22 protein-coding genes are annotated in these 22486 nt (G+C 73.7%); 9 read left to right on the top strand and 13 right to left on the bottom strand.

Features of this window, described 5'->3' with window-relative positions; genetic code table 11:
- Position 1: 1 nt before the first annotated feature.
- From AGRA3207_RS17070 to AGRA3207_RS17055, 4 genes are read right to left on the bottom strand one after another with little or no spacing between them, the layout of a single operon-like run.
- On the bottom strand, positions 2–826 hold the full coding sequence (locus AGRA3207_RS17070) for a [LysW]-aminoadipate kinase (RefSeq protein WP_231335639.1): 825 nt from the start codon (positions 824–826) through the stop codon (positions 2–4).
- 13 nt (positions 827–839) lie between these two features.
- Positions 840–1907 carry an N-acetyl-gamma-glutamyl-phosphate reductase gene (argC, locus tag AGRA3207_RS17065; RefSeq protein WP_231335638.1) on the bottom strand — a complete coding sequence of 356 codons (1068 nt, stop codon included), beginning with the start codon at positions 1905–1907 and terminating at the stop codon, positions 840–842.
- Complete coding sequence (locus tag AGRA3207_RS17060; protein WP_231335637.1) at positions 1904–2911, bottom strand: RimK family alpha-L-glutamate ligase; 1008 nt, start codon at positions 2909–2911, stop codon at positions 1904–1906. The genes argC and AGRA3207_RS17060 overlap by 4 nt, the downstream gene beginning before the upstream one ends.
- A complete protein-coding gene (locus AGRA3207_RS17055) occupies positions 2908–3072 on the bottom strand; it encodes a lysine biosynthesis protein LysW (protein WP_067460580.1) in 165 nt (54 codons plus the stop codon). Before AGRA3207_RS17055 ends, AGRA3207_RS17060 begins: the two co-directional genes overlap by 4 nt.
- A gap of 181 nt (positions 3073–3253) precedes the next feature.
- On the opposite strand from AGRA3207_RS17055, the gene AGRA3207_RS17050 reads away from it, so the two are divergent.
- The 3 genes from AGRA3207_RS17050 to AGRA3207_RS17040 are packed head-to-tail and all read left to right on the top strand — an operon-like array spanning position 3254 to position 5080.
- On the top strand, positions 3254–3991 hold the full coding sequence (locus AGRA3207_RS17050) for a sulfotransferase-like domain-containing protein (RefSeq protein WP_231335636.1): 738 nt from the start codon (positions 3254–3256) through the stop codon (positions 3989–3991).
- Positions 3969–4778 (top strand): AzlC family ABC transporter permease, encoded by an 810-nt coding sequence (locus AGRA3207_RS17045; protein ID WP_231335635.1) that lies wholly within the window; start codon positions 3969–3971, stop codon positions 4776–4778. The genes AGRA3207_RS17050 and AGRA3207_RS17045 overlap by 23 nt, the downstream gene beginning before the upstream one ends.
- On the top strand, positions 4775–5080 hold the full coding sequence (locus tag AGRA3207_RS17040; RefSeq protein ID WP_231335634.1) for an AzlD domain-containing protein: 306 nt from the start codon (positions 4775–4777) through the stop codon (positions 5078–5080). The genes AGRA3207_RS17045 and AGRA3207_RS17040 overlap by 4 nt, the downstream gene beginning before the upstream one ends.
- A gap of 88 nt (positions 5081–5168) precedes the next feature.
- Here AGRA3207_RS17040 and AGRA3207_RS17030 read toward each other — a convergent pair whose 3' ends face one another.
- The 5 genes from AGRA3207_RS17030 to AGRA3207_RS17010 form a co-directional block, all read right to left on the bottom strand.
- Positions 5169–6488, bottom strand: a complete 1320-nt coding sequence (locus AGRA3207_RS17030) for a DegT/DnrJ/EryC1/StrS family aminotransferase (protein ID WP_273700051.1) — start codon at positions 6486–6488, stop codon at positions 5169–5171.
- Positions 6489–6568: 80 nt separating this feature from the next.
- A complete protein-coding gene (locus AGRA3207_RS17025) occupies positions 6569–7594 on the bottom strand; it encodes a BtrH N-terminal domain-containing protein (protein ID WP_231335633.1) in 1026 nt (341 codons plus the stop codon).
- A complete protein-coding gene (locus AGRA3207_RS17020) occupies positions 7591–8169 on the bottom strand; it encodes a hypothetical protein (RefSeq protein ID WP_231335632.1) in 579 nt (192 codons plus the stop codon). Before AGRA3207_RS17020 ends, AGRA3207_RS17025 begins: the two co-directional genes overlap by 4 nt.
- Before the next feature lie 7 nt (positions 8170–8176).
- Entirely contained in the window at positions 8177–9133 is a 957-nt protein-coding gene (locus tag AGRA3207_RS17015; RefSeq protein WP_231335631.1) for a GNAT family N-acetyltransferase, read from the bottom strand.
- Positions 9130–10494: a M20/M25/M40 family metallo-hydrolase gene (locus AGRA3207_RS17010; protein WP_231335630.1), complete on the bottom strand. Its 1365-nt coding sequence runs from the start codon at positions 10492–10494 to the stop codon at positions 9130–9132. The genes AGRA3207_RS17015 and AGRA3207_RS17010 overlap by 4 nt, the downstream gene beginning before the upstream one ends.
- A gap of 351 nt (positions 10495–10845) precedes the next feature.
- On the opposite strand from AGRA3207_RS17010, the gene cysD reads away from it, so the two are divergent.
- From cysD to AGRA3207_RS16995, 3 genes are read left to right on the top strand one after another with little or no spacing between them, the layout of a single operon-like run.
- Positions 10846–11757, top strand: a complete 912-nt coding sequence (gene cysD, locus AGRA3207_RS17005) for a sulfate adenylyltransferase subunit CysD (RefSeq protein WP_231335629.1) — start codon at positions 10846–10848, stop codon at positions 11755–11757.
- The gene (locus AGRA3207_RS17000; RefSeq protein ID WP_231335628.1) at positions 11757–13007 is read left to right on the top strand and encodes a sulfate adenylyltransferase subunit 1; all 1251 of its coding nucleotides are present in this window, start codon (positions 11757–11759) and stop codon (positions 13005–13007) included. The genes cysD and AGRA3207_RS17000 overlap by 1 nt, the downstream gene beginning before the upstream one ends.
- 26 nt (positions 13008–13033) lie before the next feature.
- Positions 13034–13726 carry a LuxR C-terminal-related transcriptional regulator gene (locus AGRA3207_RS16995; protein ID WP_231335627.1) on the top strand — a complete coding sequence of 231 codons (693 nt, stop codon included), beginning with the start codon at positions 13034–13036 and terminating at the stop codon, positions 13724–13726.
- A gap of 128 nt (positions 13727–13854) precedes the next feature.
- Here AGRA3207_RS16995 and AGRA3207_RS16990 read toward each other — a convergent pair whose 3' ends face one another.
- Both AGRA3207_RS16990 and AGRA3207_RS16985 read right to left on the bottom strand, forming a co-directional pair.
- On the bottom strand, positions 13855–14643 hold the full coding sequence (locus AGRA3207_RS16990; protein ID WP_231336310.1) for an SAM-dependent methyltransferase: 789 nt from the start codon (positions 14641–14643) through the stop codon (positions 13855–13857).
- 168 nt (positions 14644–14811) lie between these two features.
- Entirely contained in the window at positions 14812–15720 is a 909-nt protein-coding gene (locus AGRA3207_RS16985) for an NAD(P)-dependent oxidoreductase (protein WP_231335626.1), read from the bottom strand.
- An 88-nt stretch (positions 15721–15808) separates the two neighbouring features.
- On the opposite strand from AGRA3207_RS16985, the gene AGRA3207_RS16980 reads away from it, so the two are divergent.
- The 3 genes from AGRA3207_RS16980 (at position 15809) to AGRA3207_RS16970 (ending at position 18598) form a co-directional block, all read left to right on the top strand.
- Entirely contained in the window at positions 15809–16423 is a 615-nt protein-coding gene (locus AGRA3207_RS16980) for a TetR/AcrR family transcriptional regulator (protein WP_231335625.1), read from the top strand.
- A gap of 93 nt (positions 16424–16516) precedes the next feature.
- Positions 16517–17686, top strand: a complete 1170-nt coding sequence (locus AGRA3207_RS16975; protein ID WP_231335624.1) for a serine hydrolase domain-containing protein — start codon at positions 16517–16519, stop codon at positions 17684–17686.
- A gap of 138 nt (positions 17687–17824) precedes the next feature.
- The gene (locus AGRA3207_RS16970) at positions 17825–18598 is read left to right on the top strand and encodes an IclR family transcriptional regulator domain-containing protein (protein WP_231335623.1); all 774 of its coding nucleotides are present in this window, start codon (positions 17825–17827) and stop codon (positions 18596–18598) included.
- A gap of 174 nt (positions 18599–18772) precedes the next feature.
- Here the strand turns inward: AGRA3207_RS16970 and AGRA3207_RS16965 are convergent, their stop codons facing one another.
- Both AGRA3207_RS16965 and AGRA3207_RS16960 read right to left on the bottom strand, forming a co-directional pair.
- Positions 18773–19333: a helix-turn-helix transcriptional regulator gene (locus tag AGRA3207_RS16965; RefSeq protein ID WP_231335622.1), complete on the bottom strand. Its 561-nt coding sequence runs from the start codon at positions 19331–19333 to the stop codon at positions 18773–18775.
- A 140-nt stretch (positions 19334–19473) separates the two neighbouring features.
- Complete coding sequence (locus tag AGRA3207_RS16960) at positions 19474–22428, bottom strand: ATP-binding protein (protein WP_231335621.1); 2955 nt, start codon at positions 22426–22428, stop codon at positions 19474–19476.
- Positions 22429–22486 lie beyond the last annotated feature (58 nt).

Genomic DNA, 22486 nt, shown 5'->3' with positions numbered 1-22486 from the left:
GTCAGTCCTTCTCCTCACTCAGGACGATCCGGGTCGCCTCGCCGGACAGCGCCGCCAGCACCGGGCGCGGGCGGCGGCCGTCGGCCACCAGGACCCTCGGAACCCCGGCCCGCAGCGCCTCGCGGGCGGCGACGAGCTTGAGGCGCATCCCGCCCGAGACGTCGGCGGGCGCGCCGGTTGCGGGCACGCGGTAGACCGGCAGGACGCTGCGCTCGTCGGCGGCGTCGGCGAGCACTCCGGGCGCCCCGGTCAGCAGGAGCAGCGTCGCGGCCTCCAGCGCCGCCGCCACCGCGGCCGCGGCCCGGTCGGCGTCGGCGTTCACGGGCGCGCCGTCCTCGGCCAGCGCGGGCGGCGACACCACCGGCACGCGGCCGGCGTCCAGCAGCCCGGTCAGCAGCTCGCCGTCGACGGACGTCACCCGCCCGCTGTGGTCGTCGCGGACGAGTATCTGCCGCCCGTCCACGATGGCCCGGTGCACGGGCTTGCGGCGCGCGCGCAGGACGCCGTCCAGGCCGGTCAAGCCGACGGAGGGGACCCCGTGCCCGGCGAGGGCGGTGCTCAGCCGGGGCTTGACCCCGGCGGTGAGCGCCATCGTGACGACCTCCAGCGTCGCCGCGTCGGTGTAGCGGGCGGACACCCCGTCCGGCGAGACCAGGCGGCGCAGCGGGACGCCCAGCCTCCCGGCCAGGTGCTCGATCTCGGCGGAGCCGCCGTGCGCCAGGACGACGCGGCGGCCCTCCCGGTACAGCTCGGCCACGTCCGCGCAGATGGCGGCCGGGTCGACGGCCGCGTGGCCGCCGCATTTGATCACCGTGATGCCGGTCATGGGGACGCCTCGCTCAGATCGGGTGCAGGCCGGGGAACTCCAGGCCGGTCCGCTCGGGCCAGCCGAACCGGATGTTCATGCACTGGACGGCGTTGCCGGCCCCGCCCTTGACGAGGTTGTCCAGCGCGCCGACCAGCAGGGCCTGGCCGTCTTCGCCGTTCCGGGGGGCGTGGAGGGTCGTCCCCCCACCAGGGACCGGGCCGGTCACGAAGCCCACGTCGCAGAAGTTGGAGCCGGACAGGATCTTCGGCTCGGGCAGCCGGTAGGCGCCGCGCCGCCGCGCGACGACCCGGGTGAACGGCTCGTCGCCGTAGCACCGCCGGTAGGTCTCGCGCAGCCGGGCCTCGTCCACGGGCCCGCGGAGACGTCCCCGGCACAGCACCTGAACGCCGCGTACGGCCTCGATCCCCGTGGCGCTCATCGTGACGTCCAGCCCGGTCTCCTGGGTGATCTCGGCCTCGTGCCGGTGGCCGGACGGCGCGAACACCCGCAGCGCGCCCGACCGCTCGGAATGGGAATCGGCGAGGCCGCTCGACCGGCCCGAGCCGCTCGACCCCGTCCGCGCGTCCACCGACACCGCGGGCTCCAGGAGCCCCGCCTCGGCGGCGGGGTGCAGCGCGAGGATCGCGGCGGTGGCCATGCAGCCGGGGACGCTGATCCGGTCGGCGTCGCGCAGCTCCTTGCGGTGGGTCTCCGGCAGCCCGAACACGAACTCGCCGAGCAGGTCGCGGGCCTCGTGCGGGACGCCGTAGTAGCGCTCGAACGTCGCCGCGTCCGGCAGCCGGAAGTCGGCGGTCAGGTCGATGAGGACGCGCCCGCGCTCCAGCAGCGCCTCCGCCTGCCGCATGCTCTCCAGGTGCGGGATGGCCGCGAACAGCACGTCGTGGGCGCCGAGGTCGTCGGGATGGGTGAAGGTCAGGTCGCAGACCGACCGCAGGTTCGGGTGGGCGGAGTCCACGCGCCGCCCGGCGAGCCGCGCCGACGCGGCGGCGCCCACCTCGACGTGCGGATGGCCGAGCAGGATGCGCAGCAGCTCGCCCCCGATGTACCCGGAGGCGCCGAGGACCGCGACCCGGATCACATCCACACCCCTTCCCGGCACGCCGCGACATACCCGGCGATCTGGTCGGCGACGTCCACGGTGTCGCCCATCGCCTCCTGGAAGCCGGAGAACTCCACGCCGGAGTTGACCTCCAGGACGAGCAGCCGCTCGCCGCGCTCCTCCAGCAGGTCCACGCCGGCGATGTCGGCGCCGACCACCCGCGCGGCCTCCTCCGCCAGCTCCGCGAGCTCCGGGGTGACGGCGCACCGCTCGGTCGTGGCGCCGAGAGCGACGTTCGCCCGCCACCCGCCGGCCGCCTCGCCGGCGCTGCGGTACACGGCGCCGACGAGCCGCCCGCCGATCACGATGGCCCGGACGTCGCGTCCGGGCGTGTCGATGAACTCCTGGACGTAGACGATGTGCGACTGCGGGGACGGCAGGGCGGCGACGTGCTCCAGCACGGCCGCGGCGGCGTGACGGTCCCGGACGGCGGTGACCAGCCGTCCCCACGAGCCCTGGAGGGGCTTGATGACGGCGGGGTAGCCGATCCGCTCGATCGTGTCGAGCGCCGCCTCCGGGGTGAGGGCCAGCGCGGTGCGCGGGATCGGCAGCCCGGCGCGGCGCAGCGCCACCGACGTGCGCCACTTGTCGCCGCACAGCTCGATCGCGGCCGCGCTGTTGACGACGGTGCCGCCCCCGGCCTCCACCCCGTGGGCCGCGTAGGCGGCGCGGACCTGGCCGATCTCGCGGTTCAGGACCACCGGCCAGGGCGGCGGGGCGGCGTCCAGCTCGTACCGGCAGGTCCGTCCGTCCAGCCGTTCATAGGGGACGGCGCGGCGGTCGAGGGCGGCCATGATGCGCTTCTCGTCCAGCCGGACGCGCGAGGCGATGAGACCCACCGGGGCGGCCGCGCCCGCCCCGGCCGCCCCGGGCTCCGACGCCCGGGGCCAGGCCGTGGCACCGGACTGCGCGGTGCCCGTCCGTGCGGTGCCTGTCCATGCGGCACCGGTCCGAGCGGTGCCGGTCTGTGCGGGCGGGCTCACTCGCCCCAGTCCTCCTCCACATCTGGTGCGGGCGCGAGGCCGACGGGGGCCGTTCTGACGACCTCCAGCTCGGTGCCGCACTCGGCGCACTGGACGATCTCGTTCTCCTGGGCGCCGTCCTCGACGGCGACGTCGGCGGAGCATTCAGAGCACTTAGGCATGACCTTCTCTTTCGATCGGGACAATGCCAAACGTAGGTTCGGCGCTCCGCCTCCCGCATCGGCCCACCGTTGATGTCGCCGGGGCCGGATTCGTCCTCACGATTACGCGGTACCGCGTTTCGGCGGGGAAGGGTCGGAAACGTTCTGGTCACGGCGCACCGCGCCCTGTGGTGGAGGTTCCATGCCCGCTCGAGAAGCGTCGCCGTCCCTGCTCATCCTGTGGAGCGCACCGCGCAGCAGGTCCACCGCGTTCTTCCGCATGATGGCCGAGCGGGGCGATTTCGACGCCGTCCACGAGCCATTCTCCTATCTGGCGGAATTCGGCCGCGCCGAACTGGGCGGCGCGCCCCTGACGACCGAGGCGGAGCTGATCGGGCGGCTGCGCGAGCGGTCCCGCGAGCATCCGGTGTTCGTGAAGGACACCACCGACGAGCGGTATCCCGGCGTCCTCGCCGACGAGGACTTCCTCGCGCGGGACGCCGAGCACGCCTTCCTGATCCGGCACCCGAGCGAGACGATCGCCTCCTACCGGCGGCTGAACCCCGGCGTCGAGCGCCACCAGATCGGCTTCGAGGCACAGCACGAGATCTTCACCGCCGTCCGGCGGCTGACCGGCCGCGAGCCCGTCGTCGTCGACGCCGCCGACCTGGTCGCCCGGCCCGAGGCGACGGTCGCCTCGTTCTGCGCGCGGGTCGGCATCGGGTTCCGCCCCGAGGCGCTGACCTGGCGGGCCGAGCAGCGCGAGGAGTGGACGCCGTCGCAGCGCTGGCACGCCGACGCGGCGGCCAGCACGGGGTTCCGGAAGAGCGGCCCCGAGCGCGGCGCCGAGGACGTCGCGGCCCACCCGGTGCTCGGCGACTACCTCCGCCACCATCTGCCGTACTACGAGGAGCTGCATGCTCACCGCCTCACGGTCTGACGTCCATCTCGACGGGACGCCGCGGCAGCGGCTGCGGAGCGGCGTGTGGAGCGGGCTGAGCCTCGCCTCCGCGTCGTTCGCGCTGGCCGTCACGTTCGGGGCGACGGCGCGCACGCTGGGCTGGGATCCGCTGCCGACGATCGTGTGCTCGCTCGTGGTGTTCTCCGGCTCCGCGCAGTTCGCGCTCGTGACCGCGCTGGCGGGCGGCGGCGGGACACTGCCCGCCGTCGCCGCGGCGGCGCTCATCAACGCCCGGTTCATCCCGATGTCGGTGGCCATCGGGCCGAGCCTGCGCGGCGGGCCGCTGCGGCGGGCGCTGGTCGGGCAGGCGGTGGTGGACGGCTCGTGGGTTGTCGCGCACCTGGGCCGCGGGCGGTTCGACCTCGAACGCATGGTCGGCGCGACGCTGCCGCAGTGGCCGGCGTGGGTGACGGGCACGGCCATCGGCGTGTTCCTGCACCCGTCCCCAGAGGTGGTCGACCGCTTCGGCCTCGACGTCGTCTTCCCCGCGTTCTTCCTCCTCCTGCTCCTGGAGGAGCTGCGCAGGTCGGCGGCCGCGCGGCGGGCGGCGGCGCTCGCCGCCGTCCTCGCGGGCGTGCTGGTCGTGTGGGTGCCGCCGGGCGTGGCGCTGCTCGGCGCGTCCGTGGCCGCGCTGCTGGGCCTGCTCGGCAGCGGCGGCGACCCGGCGGAGCACACCGCGTCGGCGGAACACACCCCGTCGGCGGAGCGCGACTCGAAGGACGCCCCGGGCGACACCTCGGACGACACCACGGAAGGACGATCATGACGCTCTGGCCCGCCATCGCGGCCGTCGCGGCGATCAACGTGCTGTTCAAGGCCGCCGGGCCGACCACGCTCGGCGGGCGCGAGCTGCCGCGCCCGGTCCTGCGGGTGATCGCCATGCTGGCGCCCGCGCTGCTGGCCGCCCTGATCGTCGTGGAGGTGGCCGGGCCCCGCTGGGACGGCTTCGACTGGACGGTCACGGCCGGTCTCGGCGGCGCGCTCGGCGCCCGGCTGCTGCGCGCCCCCGAACTCCCCGCCATCCTCTGCGGCGTCGCCGTCACCGCGGCGTTGCGCCTGGCGTTCTGAGCCGCGTTCTGAGCCGCGTTCTGAACCGGGTCCCGAGCCGCGTACGGCGTTCTGGACCGGCGCCCGGCCGGGCGCCGGTCCGGCCGTCTCAGGTGGGAAGTTCTTGTTCGGCGATCTCCTCGGCCTCTTGCCACGGGGGCCGGTAGTCCATCTCCCGTGCTTCCCGCGCGATGGCGTCGCGGTTCTCCCACACCTTGGTGGCCGCGTCGGCGTACAGGTCCAGCATCGGGCGGGCCTTCGGGCTGAGGTGCGCCTTCTGGATCGTGAAGGAGCCGTCGATCACCTCCAGCGTGTTCGGCCAGTCGGAGGCGCGGTAGTGGTCCTCGGTGGCGATCGGGGGACGGCGGAACACCCGCTGGCCGGGCAGTGGCATCAGCTGGTAGTGCGTCGCGGGGACGCCCTCGGCGCGCAGGGCCTTCATCACGGCGGCGCGGACCGGGCCGGTGTGCGCGGGGCCGAGGCCGAACGGCTCCGGGTCGGTCATGAAACGCAGGATGTGCCAGGCGTGCGTCCGGTCGTCGGGGGCCTCCGGGCCCCGCAGCCACGGCAGTTCGCCCAGCCGCCCGAGGAAGTGGCGGACGTTCTCGTCGCGGATCCGGTTCTCCTCGCGGAACCGGCCGAGGCGGCTGCGGGTGAACGCGCACTGGACGGCGTTGGGCTTGTCGTTCCAGCCGAGGACGTGCGAGACGTAACTGCGCGGGCCGCCGCCCCCGAGCATCTCGCCGAACTGGCGCATCATGCCGACGCGCCGGTGCAGGTCGTCGTCGTCGGTGGTGACCAGGCCGCCCTCCCCGCAGGTCGGCAGGTTCTTGCTGACGTTCAGGCTGAAGGTGCCGATGTCGCCGTACGAGCCCACCGCGCGCCCTCGGTAGCGCGCGCCGTGCGCCTGGGCGGCGTCCTCGACGAGCGCGAGACCGTGCCGTCCGGCGGTCGCGGCCAGCTCGTCCAGGTCGGCGGGCAGCCCGTGCAGGTGGACGACCACGATCGCCCTGGTGCGCGGCGTCACCGCGGCCTCGACGGCCTTCGGCGCGACGTTGAAGGTGACGGGGTCCACGTCGGCGAACACGGGGACGGCCGACAGGTGCAGCGGGGTGATCGCGGTCGCGATGAAGCTCAGCGCGGGGACGATGACCTCGTCTCCAGGGCCGACGCCCGCGGCGGCGAGGGCCAGCGACAGCGCGGTGGTGCCGTTGCTGACGGCCACGCAGTGCCGGGTGCCGACCTCCTCGGCCCAGTCCCGTTCGAGGCCCGCGATCTCCTTCTCGCCCGCGGCGGCGGCGGTGTAGCGGCCGCTCGCGACGACCCGGCGCACGGCCTCCTCGTCCTCGGGTGCGAGGTCGGGCCAGCGGGGGATCCGGCGGTTGCGCGGAACGATCCGCGGCCCGCCGAGCATGGCGAGTTCACTCATGATCATCTCCGGTCGGTGTCGGGTGCGTGCGGGGTTCGGATCGGTGCGGGGACGCCGGGCCGGTCCTTCGTGGGGGTCACCTAGGCATCGAGGGCGGGCAGCGCGGACTCGATCCGCAGCAGCGCCCGCTCGGTGTCGCCGAGCAGCGCGTCGTGCCGCCGGCGCAGCCGCCCGGCCGTCACGTCGCCGTCCCGGGTGAGCGCCGCGAGGATGCGCAGCGCCGTCCAGTGGTGCGCCACCCGCGCGACCGTCCGGCCCAGTTCGCCGAGGACGGGCAGGCCGGACGTGCGGCCCGCGTGCGCGAGCAGGTCGGCGTGCAGGGCGGTGGCGGCCAGCGCGCCGCCCGCGACGACGAACAGCTCGTCGGCGATCTTCTCGCCGGCGGCCAGCCGCGCCTCCGCGTCGCGCAGGAAGGCGGTGAGCCCGGACAGGCCCTCGTACGGCTCGCCGTCGTCGGGCGCCGCGAACCCGTCGAGGTTGCGGCGCAGCCACCGGGCGAGGGCGGCGGGGTCCGGCGGGCCGGGGGTCCCGTCGTCCGCGGCGATCTCGAGCCAGCGGTGGGCGACGGAGCTGTCGGCGAAGAACATGTCGCGCTCGTGCCGCGCCTCGTTGCCGGAGCCGCGCGCGGCCGCGAGGACGTCCAGGGGCAGGTCGCCGTCGAAGCGGGGCGGCACCGCGTCCAGGACCCGCGCCGTCCCGGCCTCGTCGTCGAACCCGTACACGATCACCAGGTGGTTGGCGTGGACGTCACGGTGGGCGGGCCGGAAGGGCAGCTCGAAGTTGTCGACGGCGACGGCGACGGGCGTCCCGGACGCGACGCGCTCGCGGACGTCCGCCCACCCCTGCCGGGCGTCGGCGGGTTCGTGCCAGCGCGACGACACGCGGTGGTAGGGCGCCAGCGCGGACAGCAGCGGGACGCCGGGCGGGCAGGGGAAGTAGTACTCCTCCTGGCGGAAGTCGCCGGGCGGATAGTAGAAGCCCCACCGGGAGCCGAGCGCCTCCAGCGCGGGCACGCCCCGGTGCTCCAGCAGCGTCGCCGCGCAGGCGTGCAGGCAGCCCGCGAGGTCGTGCCTCCAGGCCCGTACGCCGGGCACGATCGTCCTCATGCCGATGCCACCTCCTCGGCGGGCAGGAGCGTGATCGCGAAGACGTGCACCGCCGGGTTGTCGGGAAGCCGCAGCGCGGCGAGCGGCGTCTCGCGGGGGACGGGGATCCGCTCCCGCCACAGCGCCGGGCCCATCGGCCGCTGCACGTGCCGGGGGTAGTGCAGGCTCTCGCAGCGGATCCCCTCCCGCTCGCCGAACCAGGGTTCCGTCTCCGGCCAGAAGTCGGAGACGCGCAGCCATTCGGGATCGACCGTCCCGTCCGCGTAGTGCAGGTGGACGGGGTCCTCGGTGCGGCGCTCGGCCGCCGCGAGGAGGTACAGCCAGTCGTAGCGTCCCTCGGGCAGCGGGATCAGGCCGCCCGCGCACCGCAGGTTGTCGGCGCCGCCGGGGCCCCGGTCGGGGAAGCGGAACGGGACGCCGCCGAGCATCGCCCGGGGGCCTTCGGGCAGTTCCCCGGCGGGGAACGTGTTGCCCCAGATGTTGAAGGCACCGGCGGACGGGTCGCCGGACGGGGTGATGCCGACGTTGTCGAAGAACGGCGCCAGATCCACCGTGACGAGGGCGGTGGATGTCACGGGCTTCTCACCTCCGGGAACGCGCGGCTGACGCCGCGAACGGCAGGTCGGTCTCGCGGCCGGGGACGGTCCGCCAGAACGCGAGCAGGTCGGGATGGACGACGCGGGGCATCAGATGGGCGGGCGCGGTCGCGCGGTCCGCGGCGACGAGCCGGACGCCGGACGTCCCGGCGCCGACGTCCGCGAGCACCCCGGCGGGGTCGTGCGGGAACAGGTCCACGCCCGCGAGCCGGGCGGCCGGAGCGCCCGCGGCCGCGACGCGCCTGGCGGCCGCGCGGACGGCCGCCCGCAGGTCGCCCCGGGTGTCCGCGCAGCCGGCGCAGGCGAGGCGGAGCCCCCCGCCGCCGAGGAACCAGCAGACGGCGGTGTGGTCCCCGGACGGCCAGGGCGGGTCCGGCCACGGCAGCGTCTCGGGCGCTCCGGGCTCCCCGGGGACGCGGGCCATGGTGACCTCGCTGAGCGGCTTGTCGGGACTGGGGAAGTGGTCGACGACCCGGTAGCCGAGCGCCGCGTAATAGGGCGGCAGGCAGCGTTCGACGACGGCGTCCAGCCAGATCCGTGGCACGTCCGCCTCCAGGGCCGCGCGCTCCACCTCGGCCAGGATCCGCCGCGCGACGCCCCGGCGCTGCCCCCGCCGGACGGTCGCGACCCTGCGGATCTCCCAGCCGCGCGGGCCGTGGTCGCGGACGCGGACGGCACCGACCGGCGTGCCGTCGGGACCGAGCGCCAGCCACGCCGTGGTCCCGGAACGCAGGTCCGCCGCCACGTCCCGCGCGGTGTCGTGCGCCCCGTCGGGCGGCGGCAGCCCGGGGACGGGGTCGGACCCGGCGTAGCCCAGCCGGGTCGTCGCCGCGATCGGGCCCGCCCACCGCCGGATCGCCGTCTCGTCGCCCGCCAGCCTGACGACCGGCGGCCCGGCCGCCCGGGCGCGGGCCGGCCGCCACGTCCCCTGCGCGGCGGTCATCGGCGGCCGCGCAGCAGGTCGGTGAAGCAGGCCGCGCCGAAGCGCAGCGCCTCGGCGGGGACCCGTTCGTCCGGGCGGTGCAGCAGGCCGCGGTAGCCGCCGCCCGCGGGCAGCAGCAGCGGCAGCCAGCCGTAGCAGGCGATGCCGAGGCTGCGGAACAGCCGGGCGTCGGTGGACGCGGTCGTCATCATCGGGACCGGCACGCCGTCCGGGTCGGCGGCGCGCAGCACGGCGACCAGGTCGTCGTAGAACGCGCCGAACTCCGGGCCGGGCATCGCCTCGCCCTCGACCAGGACCTCGGCGGACAGCTCCGTCCCGGTCCGCGCCGACAGCTCCTCGACGAAGCCGGCGGCGCCGAAGCCGCCGGGCAGCGCCCTGCCGTCCAGCGTCACCGTGATCTCCTCGGGCAGCACGTTCGGCGCCGTGCCTCCCTCGATCACCGTCGCGTTCACCGAGTGGCGGAGCACCGACCGCAGGTACTGGGCGTCGGCGTCCGGCAGGGCGGCCAGGGCCTCCTCGTCGCCGGGGTCGGTGCGCAGCCGCGCGAACGCGCCCGCGAGCGGCTCGCCGAGCACGGCGGACAGCTCCCGGAGCATCCGGTCCACCGCGGGGGTGACGACCGGCTCCAGGCCGCCGGGCTCGATCGCCCGCAGCAGCCGGGTGAGCTGCCGCACCGCGCTGCCGGGCGGGGCCGTCCGCGAGGAGTGTCCGCCCTGGCCGCGCAGCGTGACGCGCAGCCAGCAGGCGCGCTTCTCCGCCACGACGACCGGGTGCGGGCGGACGGCCCCGCCCAGGTCGAGGTCGGCGCCGCCGTCCTCGCCGACGGCGTTGCGCACACCGGCGAACAGGCCGGGGTGCTCGCGGACGAGGTGGCCCGCGCCCACGGCGCTGCCCGCCTCCTCGTCGGGGACGACGGCGAGCAGCACGTCGCCCGCGGGCGGCGTGCCCGCGGCGCGCAGGCGGAGCATCGCCGTGAGCATCATCGCCAGCCCGCCCTTCATGTCGAGCGAGCCGCGCCCCCAGACGTGGCCGTCGCGGAGCGCGCCGTCGAACGGCGGATGGGTCCACCGCTGCCCCTCGGCGGGGACGACGTCGACGTGCGCGTGCAGCAGCAGCGGCGGCGCCTCGCCCCGTCCGGGGAGCCGGACGATCAGGTTCGGCCGCCGCGGGTCGGCCGCGATCACGCGGGTCTCCAGCCCGGCCTCGGCGGCGAGGCGCTCGACGAAGCCGACGCAGGCGGCCTCGTCGCCCGGCGGGTTGGTCGTGTCGTAGCGGACGAGCCGCTGGGTCAGCGGCACCGGATCCAGTGCCGGATCCTCAAGGGCGACGGCCGTGCGGCCGGGGGGCGTTCGGTCGGGCACGCTGACCTCCCGTGCTGGACGGATGTGCCGGACTGCTCTCGAACGTAACCGCGCACCCCCGCCCGGCAGATCAGCCGCAGCGAGGCTTCGGGCGGCCGCCGTTTCATCCTCCTGATGACACCCGCCGGCTTCAGGAGGAGTTATATTGCCGCCAATTAAAGATCATTTAATGCCACCGCCTGGCCTTACGGTGACACGACGATCGCGATGCTGGTAAATGGACGGTAAAGTCCCATGTAGAGCGGGCCTTCTTTAAGAACGTCCCGTCATTTATTGGCGCTCGCGTTACCTTGAAGGTCTTTCGGGTACGGGCTGCAAGATCCCTGGTCCCCGCTTCGGAGGTTGGCGTTCATGCCTGCCCATGACCTGCAGATCTCGCATCTCGAGGTACTCGAATCCCAGGCCGTCCACGTGATCCGGGAGACGGCCGGGACACTCGGCCGCCCGGCCTTGCTGTTCTCGGGCGGTAAGGACTCGACCGTGCTCGCCCACCTGGCCCGCCGCGCCTTCTGGCCGGCCCCCGTCCCCTTCCCCGCCGTGCATGTCGACACCGGTCACAACTTCCCCGAGGTGATCGAATTCCGGGACGCCTTTCTCGGCCGTCTCGGGATGCGGCTGATCACCGTCTCGCTGCCGGACATGATCCGCGACGGGCGGCTGACGGAGCCGCCCGGCGCCGTCGGACGCAACCGGCTCCAGGCGGGCGCGCTGCTCCAGGCCGTCGAGGAGCACGGCTTCGACGCCCTGCTCGGCGGCGCCCGCCGTGACGAGGAGAAGGCCCGTGCCAAGGAGCGCGTGTTCTCGCTGCGCGACGAGTTCGGGCAGTGGGAGCCCCGCGACCAGCGGCCCGAGCTGTGGTCCAACTACAACACCGCGCTCGTGGAAGGGCACAGCCTCCGCGTCTTCCCCCTGTCCAACTGGACGGAGGCGGACGTGTGGTCCTACATCGAGCGCCACGACGTCGAGCTCCCGCCCCTCTACTACGCGCACGACCGGAAGGTGTTCGCCCGCGACGGCATGTTCTTCGCGGACAACCCGTTCGTCCCGCCCGGCGACGGCGAGGAACCGCGCCGGATGCGCGTCCGCTTCCGGACGGTGGGGGACATGCTCTCGACCGGCGCGATCGAGTCGGCCGCCACCACGCCCGCCGAGGTGCTGCGGGAGATGGCGGAGTCCCGGCTGAGCGAGCGCGGCGCCACGCGCGCCGACGACCGCTTCTCCGAGGCGGCCATGGAGGAGCGCAAGCGGGAGGGGTACTTCTGATGGAACTGCTGACGTTCGTGACCGCCGGTTCGGTGGACGACGGCAAGAGCACGCTGATCGGCCGGCTGCTGCACGACACCGGCTCCATCCCCGACGACCAGATCGAGGCCGTCGCGCGCTCCAGCGCGCGGATGGGATTCGACGAGACCAACCTCGCGCTGCTCACCGACGGCCTGCGCGCCGAACGCGAGCAGGGCATCACCATCGACGTCGCGCACCGCTACTTCTCCACGCCCCGGCGCTCGTTCATCATCGCCGACGCCCCCGGGCACGAGCAGTACACGCGGAACATGGTGTGCGGCGCGTCGGTGTCCGACCTCGGGCTGCTGCTCGTCGACGCCCGCACCGGCCTCACCGAGCAGACACGGCGGCACGCCTTCCTGCTGTCGCTCCTCGGCGTCCCCCACCTGCTGGTCGCGGTGAACAAGATGGACCTCGTCGGCCACTCGCGCGAGACCTTCGAGGAGGTGGCCGCGGAGGTCTCCGAGTTCATGACGCGGATGCGGGTGCCCGATCTCACCTTCATCCCGATCTCGGCGCTGAACGGCGACAACGTCGTCAGCCCGTCCGAGCGGATGGACTGGTACGGGGGAGGGACCGTCCTGCACCACCTGGAGACGGTGCACATCCGCTCCGACCGCAACCTCGTCGACGCCCGTTTCCCCGTCCAGTACGTCCTGCGCCCGAGGTCGGACGAGCACCACGACTACCGCGCCTACGCGGGGCAGGTCGCCGGCGGGGTCTTCCGCCCCGGCGACGAGGTCATGGTGCTGCCGAGCGGCATGACCAGCGCCGTCGCGTCCGTCGACGGCCCGGACGGCCCGCTGGAACAGGCGTTCGCGCCGATGTCGGTGGCGCTGCGGCTCACCGACGACCTCGACGTCTCGCGCGGCGACCTGATCTGCCGTCCCGGCAACCGGCCCGAACCGCTCCAGGACATCGACGCGATGATCTGCTGGATGGACGGCTCCCGTGTGGCGCCCCGCGCGAAGCTCCGGCTGAAGCACACCGGACGGGACGTCCGCGCGCAGCTCAGCGAGATCGTCTACCGCGTGGACGTCAACACCCTGCACCGCGCCGAGGCCGGCTCGCTCGGCGCCAACGACATCGCCCGGGTCCGGCTGCGCACCGCGCAGCCGATCATGTGCGACGACTACGCGCGCAACCGGACGACCGGCAGCTTCATCCTCATCGACCCCGACACCAAGCGGACGGTCGCCGGGGGCATGGTGAACCCGTCCCGCCGCTGACCACCGCACCGACCGAGGGACCCCCCATGCGTGTGCTCGTCTGCGAGCGTCTCCCCATCGTCCGGCATGGGCTCGCCGCCCTGCTGGAGGGGGAGGCCGACATCGACCTCATCGAATCCACCGACAGCGGCATCGAGGCCATGGTGCTGACACGCCGCCATCACCCGCACGTCGTCGTGACCGGCCTCTCACTGGAGGGAATGCCGGGCCTGGAACTGGTACGGCGCCTCAACGGTGAGGACCTCGAACCGGTGCCGCGTATCGTCGTGTTCTCGCGGACCCAGAACGATGACACCATCGACCACCTCCTGCACGAGGGCATCAGCGGCCTGCTGGTGGAGGAGGTGACCAAGGAACAGCTCGGCACCGCCGTCCGGGCGGCCGCCGACGGCCACACGATGCTCGCCCCGCAGGTCGCGACCCGCCTGGTGGCCTGGTACCGGCAGCAGGACGCGGGGACCGAGGCCCCGCTGCGCTCGGACCTGGACTCCATCACCGCGCGGGAGCGGGAGGTGCTGACCCTCTTCGCCCGCGGCATGTCGGTCGAGGAGGTCGCCGAGGCCCTGTTCATCGGCATCACCACCGTCCGGACGCACGTCTACCGGCTCCGCTGCAAGCTCCGGCTCAAAGACCGCGCACAACTCGTCTCCTTCGCCTATCGCGCGGGGCTCATGCACGACGGCGCGCTCTTCGGCAAGGCGGCCGCCGCACCCCGCTGAAACCGGCCACTCCGCTCACCGTCCCCCGGCCGGGCCGGCCGCATTCCGCGTTTTCCGCACCGACCTCGGAATGAGGCGGACGCGACCGCCGTGACGGAATCCGCGGCGCGGCCCGGCGCGGGCGGTGATCAGTTCTTCTTCGCGACACCGCCCCACGCGTCGTCCTGCTCCACGGAATCGAACGGACTCGGCTCCGGGCGCCAGAGCCGGATCCGGACGAGCCCCGGGGGAATGCTCTCGAACCCCTCCAGTAAACGGCCGAGTTGTGCCGGGCTCCGCAGCTCGTACGGCGCCGCGCCGCCCTCGTTGTAGCGGCGGACGGCCTCGGCGTACGCAGGATTGGTGTTGGTGCCGTCATAGAGCGCGAGGTGGCTTCCGGGAGGGAGCGCGTCCTTGAGGGGCTGGACGATCGAATGCGCCAGTTCGTCGTCCTCGGTGATGCGGATGTGCCCCATAACGCCCATGAGCAGAAGCGCGATGGGACGGGTGAAGTCCAGCTTCGCGCGCGCCGCCTCCAGGATCGAGCCGGGTTCGTGCAGGTCCGCGTCGATGTAGTCGGTCCCGCCGCTGTTCCTGCTCGTCAGCAGGGCGTGCGCGTGGGCGAGGACGAGGGGGTCGTTGTCGACGTAGACGGTGCGGGCCTCGGGCGCGACGCGCTGGGCGACCTCGTGGGTGTTGTCGTGGCTGGGCAGTCCCGTCCCGATGTCCAGGAACTGCCGCACCCCCTGCTCCGCGGCGAGGAAACGGACAACGCGCATAATGAAATATCGGGATGTCCGCGCCATATCGGTGATCCCCGGGTAGATCGCGGCGAAGCGGTCCCCGGCCTCCTGGTCGACGGGATAGTTGTCCTTGCCGCCCATCCAGTAGTTCCAGATCCGCGCCGAGTGCGGGATCGTCGTGTCGATCCCGGACATCACATCTTTCTCGGCCTCGTGCCAGGAGAATGGTTCTTCGCCGGTCACGGCCACCTCCAGCCTGCTGCGATTCCCGTGTCAGACCGCGTCGCTCCGAGAACGCGTCATGACCGTAGGTAAGCAAACCTCGGGTGGTCAGGACAACCGAAACAATAAGGGGATCATCGATCAATTTTTCCCGGTGAGATTCACATGGACTCCGCCGCCGGTCCGGGACTCGATCGCGTGGAGCACGGCGACCATGTCCGACGCGCCGTGGCCCAGCGCGAGGGTCTCGCCGTAGAGGGCGTGGCAGACGTCCAGGAGGGGGGAGGCGATCCCGGCCTCGCGCGCGGCCTCCGCGACGAGACGGTTGTTGTCCAGCACGTTCGCGATCGACGCCTGGACGCCGAAGTCCCGCTCGACGATCTTGTGCGCCTTCGCCCGGGACACGGTGCTCGCCATCGGGCCCGCGTCCAGCACCTCCAAAAGCCGCCGCCCGTCCAGCCCCTGCCGCTCCGCGAAGTGGAACGCCTCCGTCAGCCCGGTGACCATCGTGATGAGGAACAGGTTGACCGAGAGCTTCATGAGCAGCGCGCCGGGGACCGGACCGCACGCGAACGTCTCCCCGCACATCGGCCCGGCCAGCGCGCGGACGCGCTCCACGGCCGACGGCTCGCCCGCCAGCATCGCCACGAGCCGCCCGGCCTCGGCGGGCCCGCGGGACCCGGAGACGGGCGCCTCGACGTACCGGCCGCCCGCCGCGCGGACGTCGGCTTCGAGGCCGAGCGAGTACGCGGGCGCCGTCGTGCCCATGTGGACGACCACGCTTCCCGCGACGTTCCCGGCGAACGCCGGGGTGCCGCGCCCGAGCACGGAGTCGATCGCCGCCCCGTCCGCCAGCATCAGGAACACCACGTCCGCGCGCCGGAACACCTCGGCGGGGCTCTCCGCCACCGCGGCCCCCGCCGCGCGCAACGTCCCGGCCTTCGCCGCCGTGCGGTTCCAGACGACCAGCGGGGTCCCGGCGCGGGCGAGGTTGAGCGCCATGGGCAGCCCCATGACACCGAGCCCGATGAAACCGATCTCCGTGCGCACGACCGCCTCCAGGACGCCATCGACCTTGCGGGGCTATGACAAGCGTCATAATAATGACCGAGGTGGAAACGGCAATAGGAGAATGAGCATGGCGTCTGCCGAGCGGGGACCCCGGGAGCGGATGGTCTTCAGCGCCGCGCAGCTCATCCGCCGCGACGGGGTTGCGGCGACGGGGTTGCGGGACGTGGCGGCCCACGCGGACGCGCCGCGCGGCTCGCTCCGGCACTACTTCCCCGGTGGCAAGGAGCAGCTGGTGAACGAGGCCGTGGAGTGGGCGGGCCGTTATGCGGCCGGGCGCGTGACCAGGTTCGTGTCGGCCATGGCGCGTCCCACTCCGGCGAGGCTGTTCGAGGCGATGGTCCGCCAGTGGACGGACGAGTTCTCGTCGGCGGGTTTCGCCCGGGGCTGCCCGGTCGCCGCGGCCACCGCCGACTGCGCGGACTCGGTCGAGTCCACCCGCGCCACTGCCGCCGCCGCCTTCGCCGCCTGGCGGAGCCCGATCGCCCGGGAACTGATTGTGATGGGCGTTCCGTCCCGCAAGGCCGGGGCGGTGGCGACCCTGATGATCGGCGCGCTGGAGGGCGCGATCCTGATGGCGAGGGCCGAGCGGAGCGTCCGCCCGCTCCAGGCCACGGCACGGGAACTGGGCCCCCACCTCGACTCCTATGTCGTCCGGGGGGCGGACGGGCCGCCTCGCCGGTGACGGCACGTCCCCCGCGCGAGGGACCGGCCGCCCGCCGATCTGGCCTGGCCGGGGGACGCCGCGCGAGCAGGCGTCTCCGTACTGTTCCGACGCATGAAGGCGACCCTTGGCACCGCTGTCCTCGGCCCCGTCCTGCTGTGCGCCGTCACCGCGTGCGGCGTCGGACGCGCTCCGGGCGCGGCCTTGCAAGGCGGCGGCCGGCCCCTCGCGTCCCCGGAGGCCGAGCGCACCGACCCGTCCGTCCAGAAGTTCCTGGACGCGACCTTGCCCCGGGGATCCGGGGGGACCGTCGTCGCGGCGCGGGGCGGCCGGCTCGTCCACTGCAAGGGCTTCGGCCTCGCCGACCACGAGAAGCGGATCCCGGCCCGCTGCGACACCGCGTACGACGTCATGTCGATGACCAAGCAGTTCACCGCCGCCGCGGTCATGAAGCTGGAGGCGATGGGACGGCTCCGGGTGACCGACCCGATCGGCAGGTTCCTCGGCCCCGTGCCCGCCGGCAAGCGCGGTATCACCGTGCACCACCTCCTGACCCACACCGCGGGCCTGGACGACGACGACATCGGGATCGACGACTACGATCCGGTCTCCCGCGACGGCATGGTCGCCACCGTCCTGGGGTCACGGCTCCAGTCCGCTCCGGGCGCGGAGTTCCACTACTCCAACCAGGGCTACAGCCTGCTGGCGGCGATCATCGAGAAGGTCTCCGGCACCGGCTACGAGCGCTTCCTGTCCCGGTACCTGTTCACCCCCTCGGGCATGACCCGGACCGGGTACGTCCTGCCGCGCTGGGACCGCGACCAGATCGCGGTGGAATACGACGAGAACGGCGAACGCCAGGGGAGGCCGTTCGAGCACCCGTGGGCCGCCGACGGCCCCTACTGGGGGCTGCGCGGCAACGGCGGCATCATCTCCACTCCCCGCGACATGTTCCGCTGGCACCGCGCACTCCGGAGCGGGGCGATCCTTCCCGCCGGGGCCAAGCGCAGGATGTTCCGCCCGCATGTGCACATCGGCGAGCACAACGGCTTCGACCTCTCCTACGGCTACGGCTGGGCCGTCACCCGAAGCGGCGGCGGCAGGCTCGTCAGGCACGACGGCGGCAACGACTGGTCCTACGGCGAGTTCGCCCGCTATCTCGACGACCGCGTGATGGTCTTCTGGATCACCAACCGCGCGTACAAGAAGGGCGGATGGAACTTCGAGGACCTGAACCCGGCCCTGACCGGCGGCATCATGACCCGCGTCCGCGAAGCGGGCTGAGGGTCGGCGGCGCCGGGGTCAGCGGGTGACGCGCAGGACGCTGAGCTGGGTGGCGATGGCCGTGGCGGTCGTGCCACTACTGTTCTACGGGCGAACATCCGTTCGTCTGTAGACTCACCTTGAGGTCGGGAGTCAGGGATGTCAAGGCAGGACCCGGATGTCATCGACTCGGTCGAGAAGGCGTTCCGCGTGCTGGAGGCGTTTTCGGCCGAGCACCCGTCGCTGACGGTGAGTGAGGCGGCGGAGCTGACCGGCCTGTCCCGGGCGACCGCCCGGCGCATCCTGCTCACCTGCGTCCGGCTGGGGTACGCCGAGCCGGACGACCGCAGGTTCCGGCTGCTCCCGCGCGTCCTGCGGCTCGGGTACGGCTACCTGGCCTCGCTGCCGATGTGGGAGCGGGCACAGCCGCACATGCGGAGGCTGGCCGACGAGGTGCGCGAGTCGTGCTCGGCCGCCACCCTGGACGGCGAGGAGATCGTCTACGTGGCGCGGGCGCCGGCCAAGCGCAGCATGTCGATCGTGCTGAACGTGGGCTCGCGGCTGCCCGCCTACCCCACGTCCATGGGACGCGTCCTGCTGGCGGCCCTGCCCGAGGACGGGCTGCGCGGCTATCTCGGCGCGGTCCGGCTGGAGCCGCTCACCTCGCACACCATCACCGATCCCGGCGCGCTGGCCGAGGAGCTCGGGAAGGTGCGCGAGCAGGGGTTCGCGCTGGTGGACGGCGAGCGGGAGGAGGGTGTGCGCTCGGCGGCGGCGCCGGTGCGCGACGGCTCGGGGGCCGTGATCGCGGCCATCAACGTCGCGGCCAACGCGGGCCGGGTCACGGTCGCGGAGCTGCGCGAGGAGCAGGTCCCGCTGCTGGTCCGGACGGCCGAGGCGATCTCGCGCGACATCGGCTGCGTCCCCCGCTGAACGGCCGCCCATCGTCGGCGCCGGCCCGTTCCCGGGGAACGACGACCGCCGGTCTCCAGACTCGGCTCCCGGCCATGGAGAAATGATCCGGAACCAGAGACCGGCGGTGCCCCCGTTGCCTGCGTGCCGGTGTCGCTCCCTTCGGTCGTCGGGCGAGGTCGGATCAGCCGGTCGTCAGATCAGCCGGGTGCTGGCCAGGTAGACGCCGAGCTCCAGGCGGCTGCGCGCCCCGAGCTGCTCCATCACATGGCTGACCTGACGCTGGACGGTGCGGGAGGAGATCTTGAGTGCGTTCGCGGTGGCCTGGTCCGTCATGCCGGTCGCCAGCTGCCGCAGGATGGTCAGCTGGAGCTCGCTGAGGCGGGCGGGGATCGGGGTGATCGGATAGGAACGGTCCCAGTGCTCCTCGAAGGAGGCGATGAGCCGGTCGAGGTCGGACGGCCGGACCACCGGCGCGCCGAGCGCGCCGTCGCCGTTCCTCACCAGGGCCTTCTTGCGGTCGACCACGAGGACGAAGGTGGAGAGCAGGTCGCCGAGGCGTACCTCCGAGGTTCCGGGCCAGGGCGCGCCCTGGATGCGGCAGTCGCGGGATATGACGATCCGCGTCCGTGTCCGGGCGCGGAGGTAGGCGTTGCGCAGCGGGGCGTGCCAGGAGGGGACGAGCGACAGGATCTCGTGCCGCGCGTCGGAGAGGAGGGCGGTCGTCTGGTTCTGATCATGTGCCGACAGGTGCATGCGTTGCCTCGTCTGGGGAGCTTGGCCATCACCGACTCGGCATTGCAGCGGGGAGGTGAGGAATGCAATGCGCGTCCGACGCTACCCATATGGCCCTTACAGGGCGCTAACCGCTGCCCTTTCGGGCATACTTATTTTTCCTACCTGGTTGGTTGAGAATTCGTGAGCCCGTCGGCCTCGGCGCGCGCCGCGCGGGCCCGGTCGTGGTCGGCGGCGGCCTCGTAGGCGTCGGCGAGGGTGTGGAGCGTCCTCGCCAGGAAACCGACCCACCCGCGGGTGCGCCAGACCCGGACGGACCTCTCCAGGCAGGCGACCGCGGACGGGACGTCGCCCGCCGCGAGGTTCAGCTCACCGAGCAGGGCGAGGGACTCGGCGAGATGGTGGCCGAAATTGCCCGCGTGGCTGTAGGTCAGCGCGAGCTCGACGGTCGGCCGGGCACGCTCGTCGCCGAGAGCCGCGAACAGCTTCGCCAGATAGATCAGGGAGAACGTCTCCAGGTAGCGGTCGTCCAGCTCACGGGCCACGCTGATCGACCTGTTGAGCAGCCGCTCGCCGGTGACGACGTCGCCCGCGAGCGCGCGCGCCGCTCCGAGGAACTGCACGATCGTCGCCTCCAGGCGCCGGTTGCCCAGCCGGCCCGCGACCTGGAGGGCCTCCTCCAGATAGGGGATCGCGTGCTCGGCGCCGCCCTCCCCGTACGTGACCGCCTTCAGCTGGAGGGCCCGCGCGTGGCCGCCCGGATAGCCGGCGTCCTCGGCGAGCCGCGCCGCCTCGTCCGCGACGGCGAAGGCGTCACCGGCGGCGCCCTCGGCCACCCGGCCCCAGCCGATGGCGGTCAGGGCGTCCACCCTCCCGCGCGGCTCGTCCAGCTCGGTGAACAGGCGCAGCACCCGCTCGGCCGTCTCGCGCATCGTCACCATCGCGGGCCCGGTCTGCTCCGGCGACGTCCACGTGGTGACCTCCACGAGACCCCGCAGCAGGACGGCCTCGCCGCGCTTGTTCTTCGTGGCGCGGCAGAGCCGCAGCGCCCGCTCGTGCGTCTGCCGCCAGTCGTCGTACATGCCCCGGACGTCGCAGTACTTCTCCAGGCACGCGGCGAGGTCCCAGGCCAGCTCGTCCATCCGCAGGTCGCACGCCTGCCGGGCGGCGGCGACCAGCGCCGGGAGCTCGGCGGTGAACCACAGCATCGGGTCGGCCAGCAGCCGCGCCGCGGTCGCCGGGGGCAGCGGGCGGCGGGGCGCGTCGCCGTGGATCGCGGCGTACGCCGGGCCCGGGACGAGGTCGGCGGCGCGCTCGGCCAGCCACAGCCAGCCGCCGAGCGCCCGGCCGAGGGCGGCGGTGCGCTGCCGGGGCGCGTCCTCGGCCTCCGAGCACGTGCGGGCGTAGAGCCGGACCAGCTCGTGCATCCGGTAGCGCAGCTCGCCGGTGGCGTCGGGGCCGACGACGTTCACCAGCTGCGCGTCGATGAGCGTCTCCAGGTGGGGACGCGCCTCGTTGAGCGGGACGCCGAGCAGGGCCGCGACCGTCCACGCGGCGACGTCGGGCGCGTCCAGCAGCCCGATGATCCGGAACGCCCGCTGCGTCGCGGCGGGCAGCGGGCGGTAGCTCAGCTCGAAGCTGGCCCTGACCGCGAGGTCGCCGACGGCCAGCTCGTCGAGGCGCCCGCGCTCGTCGCGGAGCATGTCGGCGAGGTAGGCGAGCGTCCAGTCCGGCCGCCCGACCAGCCGGCCCGCGGCGATGCGCACCGCGAGCGGGACGTGCCCGCACAGGCGGGCGATCTCCACGGCGCTGTGCGGCTCGGTCGCGACGCGCGCCGAGCCGACGACGCGGGCGAGGAGCTCGACGGCCTGCTGGGGGTAGAGGACCTCCAGGTCCAGCAGCGTCGCGCCCTCCAGCCCGGTGAGCCGGTTGCGGCTGGTGATGAGGACCGCGGCGTCCGGCGCGCCCGGCAGCAGCGGCCGCACCTGCTCCTCGTTCGCGGCCCCGTCCAGGACGATGAGGACCTTGCGCCCGGCGACCCGGCTGCGGAACAGCGCGGTGCGCTCGGCGAGCGACGGGGGGACGCCCGCGCCGGTCATCCCGAGCGCGCGCAGGAACCGGTCGAGCACCTCGGCGGGCTCGGCGGGGACGCCGTCGCCGTGCAGGTCGGCGTAGAGCTGGCCGCCCGGGAACGCCGCCGTGAGCATGTGCGCGACGTGCACGGCGAGGGTCGTCTTGCCGATGCCGCCCATGCCCGCGACGGTGGTGACCGCGACCGACCGCCCGGCCGGGCCGGCGAGGCTGTCGGCGATGCGGGCCGCCTCGTCCGCGCGGCCGGTGAAGTCGGGGATGCCGGGCGGGAGCTGCGCGGGCGTCGGGACGGGGACGGCGGGGACGGCCTCCCCCGCCTCGCCGGGCGTCCCGTCGAACGGGCGGGTGTGGGTGAGGATGCGCAGGTGCGCCTCCTGGACCTGCCGGCTCGGCTCGACGCCGAGCTCGTCGGTGAGCCGCTCGCTGAGCCTGCGGTAGGTGTCCAGCGCGGTGGCGGGCTGGCCGCCCGCCGCCAGCAGGTCGATGAGCGCGGCGTGCAGCGGCTCGTCGAACGGCAGTTCCTCGGCCAGCGTCCGCACCGCGCGGATGGCGGGCTCGATCCGCTCGGCGCGCGGGGCGATGGACGCCAGGCTCATCACCGCCTCGCGGACGTCCTGCGCGACCGACCGCACGAGGATGTCGTCGCGGTCGAGGTACTCCAGCCCGGCGAGGGCGGGGCCGCGGCGCAGCTCCAGCGCGGAGAGCAGGAACGAGCTGCGCGACTCCGGGTCCTCGACGGCGCGGGCCCGCCCGGCGAGCGCGCGGAAGCGGTGCAGGTCGAGGTCGGGCGCCGGGACGAGGAGCCGGTACCCGTCCTGGTAGTCGATGGACAGTTCCCCGCCGCCGACCTGCTTCAGCCATTTGCGCAGGCGCGACATCGCCACGTGGACGGCCTCGCGGCTCGTCATCTCCGCCCGGTCGGCCCAGACCAGCCGGGTGAGCCGCTCGGTGCGCAGCGGCTCGCCCTGCGCGAGGAGCAGGACCCCGAGCAGCCCCTGGAGGATCTGCGACCGGGGCGGCTTCACGACGTCCTGACCGGCGCGGATCGACAGCCGTCCGAGAACCTGGAACGTTACGCGGGCC

The sequence above is a fragment of the Actinomadura graeca genome, assembly GCF_019175365.1.
Taxonomy (GTDB): domain Bacteria; phylum Actinomycetota; class Actinomycetes; order Streptosporangiales; family Streptosporangiaceae; genus Spirillospora; species Spirillospora graeca.
The sequence above is the reverse complement of the archived record's forward strand: the minus strand, read 5'-3'. Positions and strand labels throughout refer to the sequence as shown.